The sequence below is a fragment of the Asticcacaulis sp. P2_C5 genome (assembly GCF_056404555.1).
Map to the genome: position 1 here is coordinate 1 of NZ_JBFUDU010000028.1, position 9,066 is coordinate 9,066.

Annotated in this window: 3 protein-coding genes; all 3 read left to right on the top strand. The window is 59.5% G+C overall.

Annotated elements, in window-relative coordinates; all coding sequences use genetic code 11:
- Positions 1–922: calcium-binding protein (locus AC1DXO_RS25995; protein ID WP_476981126.1), on the top strand; the 922-nt coding region annotated here is incomplete at its 5' end.
- 252 nt (positions 923–1,174) lie between these two features.
- Entirely contained in the window at positions 1,175–7,372 is a 6,198-nt protein-coding gene (locus tag AC1DXO_RS26000) for a M10 family metallopeptidase C-terminal domain-containing protein (protein ID WP_476981127.1), read from the top strand.
- 179 nt (positions 7,373–7,551) lie between these two features.
- Positions 7,552–9,066, top strand: a 1,515-nt coding sequence (locus AC1DXO_RS26005; RefSeq protein ID WP_476981128.1) for a beta strand repeat-containing protein, incomplete at its 3' end; no start/stop codon positions are given.

Consider the following 9,066-nt stretch of genomic DNA (forward strand, 5'->3'; position numbering starts at 1 on the left):
CCTGATCCTGCAGGGGGCCGCCAACACCATCGGCACCGGCAATGTGCTCGACAACAGGCTGACGGGCAATACCGGCGCTAACAAGCTGCTGGGGCTGGACGGCAACGACTGGCTGGACGGTAGCCTGGGCAACGATACAATGACCGGCGGCATCGGTAACGACACCTATGTCGTGGACAGCGCGACGGACAGCGTTGTCGAACTGAGCGGTGAAGGCACCGATACGGTACAGGCCTCGGTTTCCTACACCCTGGCCACCGCGGCCGATATCGAGACCCTGACCCTGACCGGTGTCGCCGATATCAATGGCCGGGGCAACGCCCTGGTCAATACCATCAATGGCAACGCGGGCAACAATGTCCTCGATGGCGCAGCTGGCGCCGATACCATGGTCGGCGGGCTTGGCAACGACACCTTCGTGGTCGACGACGCCGGCGATGTCACCGTCGATGTCAGCACGGGCGGCCTGGCCGATACCGTCAATGCCTCGGTCACCTACACCCTGGGATCTTCGGCCTATATCGAGATCTTCAACCTGACGGGTGTCGGCAATATCAACGGCACGGGTAACAATATCGCCAATACGATTACCGGCAATAGCGGTAATAACATCCTGAATGGCGGCAACGGCGCGGATATCCTGAACGGCGGCGCCGGCAACGACACCTTTATCGGCGGTTCGGGCGCTGACGCCTTTGTCTTCAGTGTCGGCAGCGGTCAGGACGTCATCAACGACTTCCTGGCCAGCCAGAACGACACAGTCAATATCAACGACTACACCCATGGTGTGGTGAATGGTGGCGGGGTCGTGATCTTCCAGTCGGGCACCAGCGCGATCATCGATCTGGGTGGTGGCAACACCATCACGGTGCTCAACACGACGGCCAGCGATCCCAACTTCCTTAACCATATCACCTGGTAAGGAAAGACCTGAAGCTAGGGACGTCGTCGCGCAACCGCGGCGGCGTCCCGTGCTGTTCGATCGCTATGAATTTGACGCCAGATGCGTCGACAAGATGCGTTGGAATACCCGCCTCGAGCGGCGTTGCGGTTTGTAACGTTCGTCCCCGTCGGGATTTGGGGGATAGTAAAATATTACCGGAAGCGCTGTCAGTTCATGCCTTGATCCGGTTTAAGCGTTTACATTGACAATTTTTCACACAGGGTGATCCCCATGCGCGTACGTTTTGGCTTTGATTTCGATGATGCCGGCAGGACCTCTGGTCTCAACCTGGCTGGACATGCGGCGCCTTCGGCCCTGTCCGTTTTTCTCAATCCCCATAATGGGCGAGCCATGCCGCTGTCGGCGGATGTGGAGTTCGTCAGTGGGGCCACCGTTTCGCCTTTCAACAGCTTCCCAAGCACGTTTAGCAGCTTAAGCGGCGGCGGACTTTTGACAGGCCTGACCCCGGCGACGCCATCGCTGTCGCCGGTTACGACATCTTCAAAACTTGCCGGCGCTTCGGTGAGCAAGTTTGCGGCCGTCGATGTGGCGCCTGTCGACTCGATCGCCAATGCCGACAGGCTGGGCGGTGGCCTGGAAGGCTATGCCGGCGGCGCGCCGCGCAATGCGGTCAACCATGGCTTCAGCGACGGGATCAACGATTCGTCGGGCCCCGGCATGACAGCGCGCATATCGCAGTATTTCGACTCCGGCCAGAGCCGCTACGAGTTCAGCGGCAATCAGGACATCGATGCGGAACTGATCGGCTCCAAATGGACCATCACCAACCTGACCTTCAGTTTCCCGACCAGTGGCAGCTTCTATCAGACGCCCTATTACGACTCGGGCCACCCCAACAATCACGTGGTGTTCAACGCGGCGCAACAGACCGCGGTGCGTTATGCCCTTGGCCTGATTGCCGGCTACACCAACCTGACCTTTACCGAAATCACCGAAACCAATGCCAACCATGGCAACCTGCGCTTCTCACAGACGACGGACTCGTCGCTGCCGTCCGCCGAAGGTAATTTCCCGGGCAGTGATACCTGGGATGGTGATATCTGGTTCGGTATGACCGGGCAGCCCTACTATCTGACGCCGCAGATCGGTAACTGGGGTCAGGCGACGGTCATGCACGAAATCGGCCACACCATGGGGCTGAAGCATGCACACCAGGACTATACCAATTCCGACCTGACGGTCGGCGGCTATATCGACGGTCCGGGGCCGCGTTACGGCTCGGCGGCCGTGGACCAGGTGCATAACGGCCAGGACTGGACCCTGATGACCTACATCACGGATCCAACCGACAATCCACACCATTTCGGCGGCGAAGGCTTCAACCAGCCGCAGACCTACATGATGGATGACATCGCCGCCCTGCAATATCTGTACGGCGCCAATTTCAACTTTAACAGCGGCAATACGACCTATACCTTCAGCTCGACGACCGGCCAGATGTATATCAACGGCGTTGGCCAGGGTGCGCCGACCAGCAACAAGATTTCGCGCACCATCTGGGACGGCAACGGGATCGACACCTACGACCTCGGCAACTACACCACCAATATGACAATCAACCTGGCGCCGGGGGCATTTTCGACCTTCAGCACGGCGCAGCTTGTCAATCACCAGGCGGCCAGCGGCGGTACGGCGATCGCTGAGGGCAATGTTGCCAATGCGTTGCTGTACAATGGCGATACGCGGTCGCTGATCGAAAACGCCATCGGGGGGTCGGGTGCGGACAGCATTTACGGTAACCAGGCGGCCAATACCCTGACCGGGGGCAGTGGCAACGACTATCTCTATGGCAGGGCCGGCAACGACACCAACTGGGGCGGTACGGGCAACGATACGCTGGACGAATCCCTGGCTTCCGACGGTGGCAATGACAACCAGTACGGCGAAGGCGGCGATGATGCCATCTATGGTGGCTTCGGTAACGACTATCTCGATGGCGGCACGGGCAACGACCATGTCACCGGCAATGATGGCAATGACACGCTGTATGGCAATACCGGCGATGACACCATGGCCGGCGGCGCGGGCAATGACCTGTACTATGTCGACAGTGCCCTGGATTCGGTCACCGAGGCGGCGAGCGCCGGCACCGACTGGGTCTATTCCAGCATCAGCTACACACTGTTGGCCAATTTTGAGAACCTGTATCTGCTGAGTGGCGCGCTAAACGGCACCGGCAACAGCCTCGACAACATCGTCTATGGCAATAGCGTCGCCAATGTCATCGACATGCGCAGCGGCGGTACCGATACGGTCTATGCCGGCTCGGGCAACGACACCGTCTACTCTTCCGGTTACGGCAGCTATTACGGCGAAAACGGCAATGATTACATCTATGCCGCGCCGGGTCTGCCTGAAACCCTGGACGGCGGCAGTGGTACTGATACGCTGGATACGACGTCGTATGGTGGCAACTATACGATCGACCTGAACACCGGCGTCACCAACTACAGCGGCGAATCCTACGTCAATTTCGAAAATGTGACGACGGGTTCGGGCAACGACTCGATCACCGGCACGGCCGGCAACAACATCATCAATACCGGCGACGGCAATGATACGGTCGATGCCGGTGGCTTCAGCAGCAATCCCGGCGATACGGTCGATGGCGGCGACGGCAATGACGAACTGCATTCGTCGGGCCGCGGTGTCTATACCGGCGGCCTGGGCAATGACACCATCTTTGCCGGGATTGGCTCGACCGAAACCCTGGATGGTGGTGCCGGTCTCGATTGGCTGAATACGACGACCTACAGCGGCAACTATGTCATCAACCTGACGACGGGCGTGACCAACTTCTCGCCGGAATCGTTCGTCAATTTCGAAAACCTGACGTCCGGCGCCGGCAATGACAGCCTGACCGGGACTATCGGGTCCAACACCATCAATGGCGGCGCTGGTAACGACTCGATCGACAGCCTGGGCGGCACCGACACGGTCAATGGTGAAGCCGGCAACGACCGTATCTGGTCGACGGCCTTCGCCAGCCACACCAATAATGGCGGCGCCGGTAATGACACGCTGGGCGGCGGTTTCAGTTACGGCGATACGTGGGATGGGGGCGCCGACAGCGATACTTTCGATTCCACCCTACATAACTTTGCGGCCACGATCAACCTGACGGCCGGCACCTATGTGACTGTCAACGGCACGCTTAACGTCCTCAACTTCGAGAACGTCACCGCCGGTGACAAGAACGACAGCATTATCGGCACGTCGGGTAACAACCTGATCAATGCCGGGGCTGGCGATGACACCGTCGACGGTCTCGGTGGCACCGATACAGTCAATGGCGGCGCCGGCAACGACCTGATCTGGTCGACTGTTTTCGGCAGCAAGACCAATAACGGCGATGCGGGCAACGACACCATCGGCGGCGGCTTCAATTACGGAAACACCTGGGACGGGGGCGCCGACGTCGATACGCTCGACACGACCCTGCATAACTTCGCCGCCACGATCAACCTGACGGCCGGCACCTATACGACTATCAACGGCACGCTGAACGTCCTCAACTTCGAGAACGTCAACGCGGGTAACCAGAATGACAGCATCGTCGGCACGTCCGACGCCAATACGCTGCATGGCAATGACGGCAACGATACGCTGGACGGCGGTTTGAGCTATGACGACTACCTGGATGGCGGTAATGGCATCGATGCGGTCGATTACAGCTGGTATTCCAGCGGTGGCGGGCTGCATACGGTCATCAACCTGGCGCTGGGCACCTATGTCGACGACCTGGGGTCCGAGACCCTGGTGTCGATCGAAACGGTTTTGGGCGGCCAGACCGAGGAAACCATCATCGGCACCTCGGGCGCCAACCTGCTCAACGGCAATGCCGGTGACGACACGATCAACGGGGCGGGCGGCAACGACACCCTGAATGGCGGCGACGGTAACGACTACCTGTTCTCGTCGGTCACCGAACTGGGCCACTATAATGGCGGGGCCGGTAATGACACGATCTCGGGCAGCTTCACCTATAACGATGTCTTCGACGGCGGTGACGACTCCGACACGTTCGATCTTTCGTGGGTCGGCACTTCGGTGGCGCCGATCATCGTCGATCTGACGGCTGGCACCTATTCGGACGGGCTCGGTTCGATCACGATCACCAACTTCGAGAACTATCTCGGCTTCGCCAGTGACGAAAGCATCAATGGCACGACGGGCGCTAATGCGATCGACAGCGGCGCGGGCAATGATAGCATCAGCGGCTTGGCCGGCGATGACACCCTGACTGGCGGCGCGGGCAATGACACGATCAATGCCGGTGCGAACTCTGACGGGACCGATACGGTCGATGGCGGCGACGGCGATGACGTCATCACCTCATCGGGGCAGGGCACCTATACGGCGGGTCTCGGCAATGACACTGTCTTTGCCGGCCTGACGGGTTCGCTTGCGGAAAACCTCGATGGTGGCGCGGGCATCGATACGCTCAACACCGCGCTGTACTCCGGCAATTACAATGTCAACCTGGCGACAGGCGCAACTGACTATGCGCCGGAATCGTTCATCAACTTCGAGAACATCATTTCAGGTGCAGGCAATGACACCATCACCGGTTCGACAGCGGCCAACTGGATCGACGGTGGCGCCGGCGCCGACAGCCTGACCGGTGGCGCAGGCAACGATACCTATATCGTCGATGATAGCGGCGATGTCGTCGTCGAAGCGGGTGGCCAGGGTACCGATCTGGTCAATGCCTCGGTGAGCTTCATCCTGGGTGGCAGCGTCGAGAACCTGGTCCTGACCGGTCTTGCCAATATCAACGGCACCGGCAATACCAGCAACAACAACATCACCGGCAATGACGGCAACAACCTGATAGATGGCAAGGCCCGGGCCGACACCATGACCGGCCTGTTGGGCGATGACACCTACTATGTCGAGAATATCGGCGACCGGGTCTATGAAGCCAATGTGACGGGTGTCGACACCGTCTTCAGCAGCATTACCTTCTCGGCGGCGGGCCAGTACATCGAGAACGTCACCCTGACGACCTCGGCGAATATCAATGCCCTGGGCAATGCGCTCGACAATATCCTGACCGGCAATGGCGGCGACAACGACCTGAACGGCAGTTCCGGCGCCGACACCATGAACGGTGGGTCGGGCAGCGACACCTATACACTCGACAATGCCGGCGACGTCGTCATCGAAACCGGCAGCGGCACCGACGTGGTCAATTCGCGCTACAGCTTCGATATCGGCGCGAACCTGATCGAAGTCGTCAACCTGACCTTTGGCGGCAATGTCAATGCCTATGGCGGGACGGGTAGCCGCGCCGAGACGCTGAACGGCAATACCGGCGCCAATATCCTCGATGGGCGTGTCGGCTCCGACACCATGGCCGGCGGTCTTGGCAACGACACCTATTATGTCGACAGGACAACCGACCTGGTGACGGAAAATGTCGGTGAAGGCACGGATTTGACCTATGCCTACGTGACCTACACCCTGACCGACAATGTCGAAAACCTGATCCTGCAGGGGGCCGCCAACATCAGCGGCACCGGCAACGTGCTCGACAACAGCCTGATGGGCAATACCGGCGCCAACAAGCTGTTCGGTCTTGACGGCAACGATAAGCTGGACGGCGACGCGGGTAACGACACCCTGACCGGCGGGTTGGGTAATGACACCTATGTCGTCGACAGCGCGACGGACGCCATCGTCGAACTGAGCGGTGAAGGCACGGATACGGTTCAGGCTTCGGTCTCCTACACCCTGGGCGCCGCAGCCGATATCGAAACCCTGACCCTGACAGGTGTCGCCGATATCAACGGCCGGGGTAATGCCCTGGTCAACACCATCAACGGCAACGCAGGCAACAATGTCCTCGATGGCGCGGCTGGAGCAGACACCATGGTCGGCGGGCTTGGCAACGACACCTTCGTGGTCGACGATGCCGGCGATGTCACCGTCGATGTCAGCACGGGCGGCCTGGGCGATACGGTCAATGCCTCGGTCACCTACGCCCTGGGATCCTCGGCCTATATCGAGATCTTCAACCTGACCGGCGTCGGCAATATCAACGGCACGGGCAACAACATCGCCAATACGATTACCGGCAATAGCGGTAATAACATCCTGAATGGCGGCAACGGCGCGGATATCCTGAACGGCGGCGCCGGCAACGACACCTTTATCGGCGGTTCGGGCGCTGACAACTTCATCTTCAGTGCCAGCAGCGGTCAGGACGTCATCAACGACTTCCTGGCCAGCCAGAACGACACAGTCAATATCAACGACTACACCCATGGTGTGGTGAATGGTGGCGGGGTTGTGATCTTCCAGTCGGGCACCAGCGCGATCATCGATCTGGGTGGTGGCAACACCATCACGGTGCTCAACACCACGGCCAGCGATCCCAACTTCCTTAGCCATATCACCTGGTAAGGAAAGACCATCTGACTGCGGCGCCGTTGTCCTGAGGACAACGGCGCCTTTTTTACTCGCAATATTTTTAGGCAAGGACGCACGGCGGTACAGAGTTTGAGGCTTGAGTAGACCGGGGCGCAGTAGCGTTGAGTTCAATCCAACACCGATTTCCCTTTTGTTTGCCACAAGGTAACTCCATGCGCATACGTTCCGGCATCGCCTTTGACAACGTCAATGCGACATCGAATATCAACCCGTCCTCATCCAGCGAGACCCCGACTGCCGACATCATGAGCAGCAGCGGCGACGACACCTATCACGTGCCGGGTGACGTCGTGTCGGAGGCGCCGGGCGGCGGCACCGACCTGGTCATCAGCACCATCAGCTATAGCCTGGGCGACAATGTCGAGAACCTGACCTTGAGCGGATCTGGCAATATCGACGGCACCGGCAATGGCCTCAATAACATCATCATAGGTAATGGCGGGGCCAACACCATCAATGGCGGCGCCGGTAACGACTCGATCGACAGCCTGGGCGGTACCGATACGGTCAATGGTGAGGCTGGCAACGACCGCCTGTGGTCGACGGTTTTCGGCAGCCATACCAATAACGGTGGCGCCGGTAACGACACGATCGGCGGCGGCTTCTATTACGGCAATACCTGGGATGGCGGCGCCGACAGCGACACGGTCGACGTGACGCTGCACAATTTCGCGGCGACCATCGACCTGACGGCCGGCACCTATGCGACCGGCGGCGGCAGGCTGAAGATTATCGACTTCGAGAACGTCAACGCTGGTAACCAGGATGACACCATCATAGGAACGACGGGCGCCAACACACTGCACGGCAATGATGGCAACGATACGCTGGATGGCGGCCTGAGCTATGACGACTATTTGGACGGCGGCGCCGGCAACGATGCGGTTGATTACAGCTGGTACAGCGCCGGTGCGGGTCTTCATACAGTCATCGATCTGACCGCTGGGACCTATGTTGACGATGTGGGGTCCGAGACCCTGGTGTCGATCGAAAGTGTGTTGGGCGGTCAGAACGAGGAAACCATTAAGGGCACCTCAGGCGCCAACCTGATCAACGGCAATGACGGCAATGACAACATTACCGGCCTGGCGGGTAACGACACCCTGACTGGCGGCGCGGGCAATGACACGATCAATGCCGGAGCCATTTCCGACGGCCAGGATTCGGTCGACGGCGGCGATGGCGACGATCTGCTGACCTCTTCGGGTTGGGGCACGACGCTGGGCGGATTGGGCAATGATACGGTGTTTGCCGGGATTGGCGCCAACGAGACTCTGAATGGCGGTGCGGGCATAGATACGCTCAACACGTCGCTGTTCTCAGGTGACTACACAGTGAACCTGGCGACGGGCGTAACCGACTATGCGCCGGAATCGTTCATCAACTTCGAGAACATCATCTCGGGTGCAGGCAATGACACCATTACCGGTTCGGCGTCGGCCAACTGGATCGACGGTGGCGCCGGCGCCGATAGCATGACGGGCGGTGCGGGCAACGATACCTTTATCGTAGACGATGCCGGCGATACGGCGACAGAAGCTGGGAACCAGGGCACCGACCTGGTTTACACCTCGGTTTCATTTGTCATGGCAGCCAGTGTCGAGAACCTGATCATGACAGGTATCGACAATATCAATGCCACCGGCAACACCAGCAATAACAACATC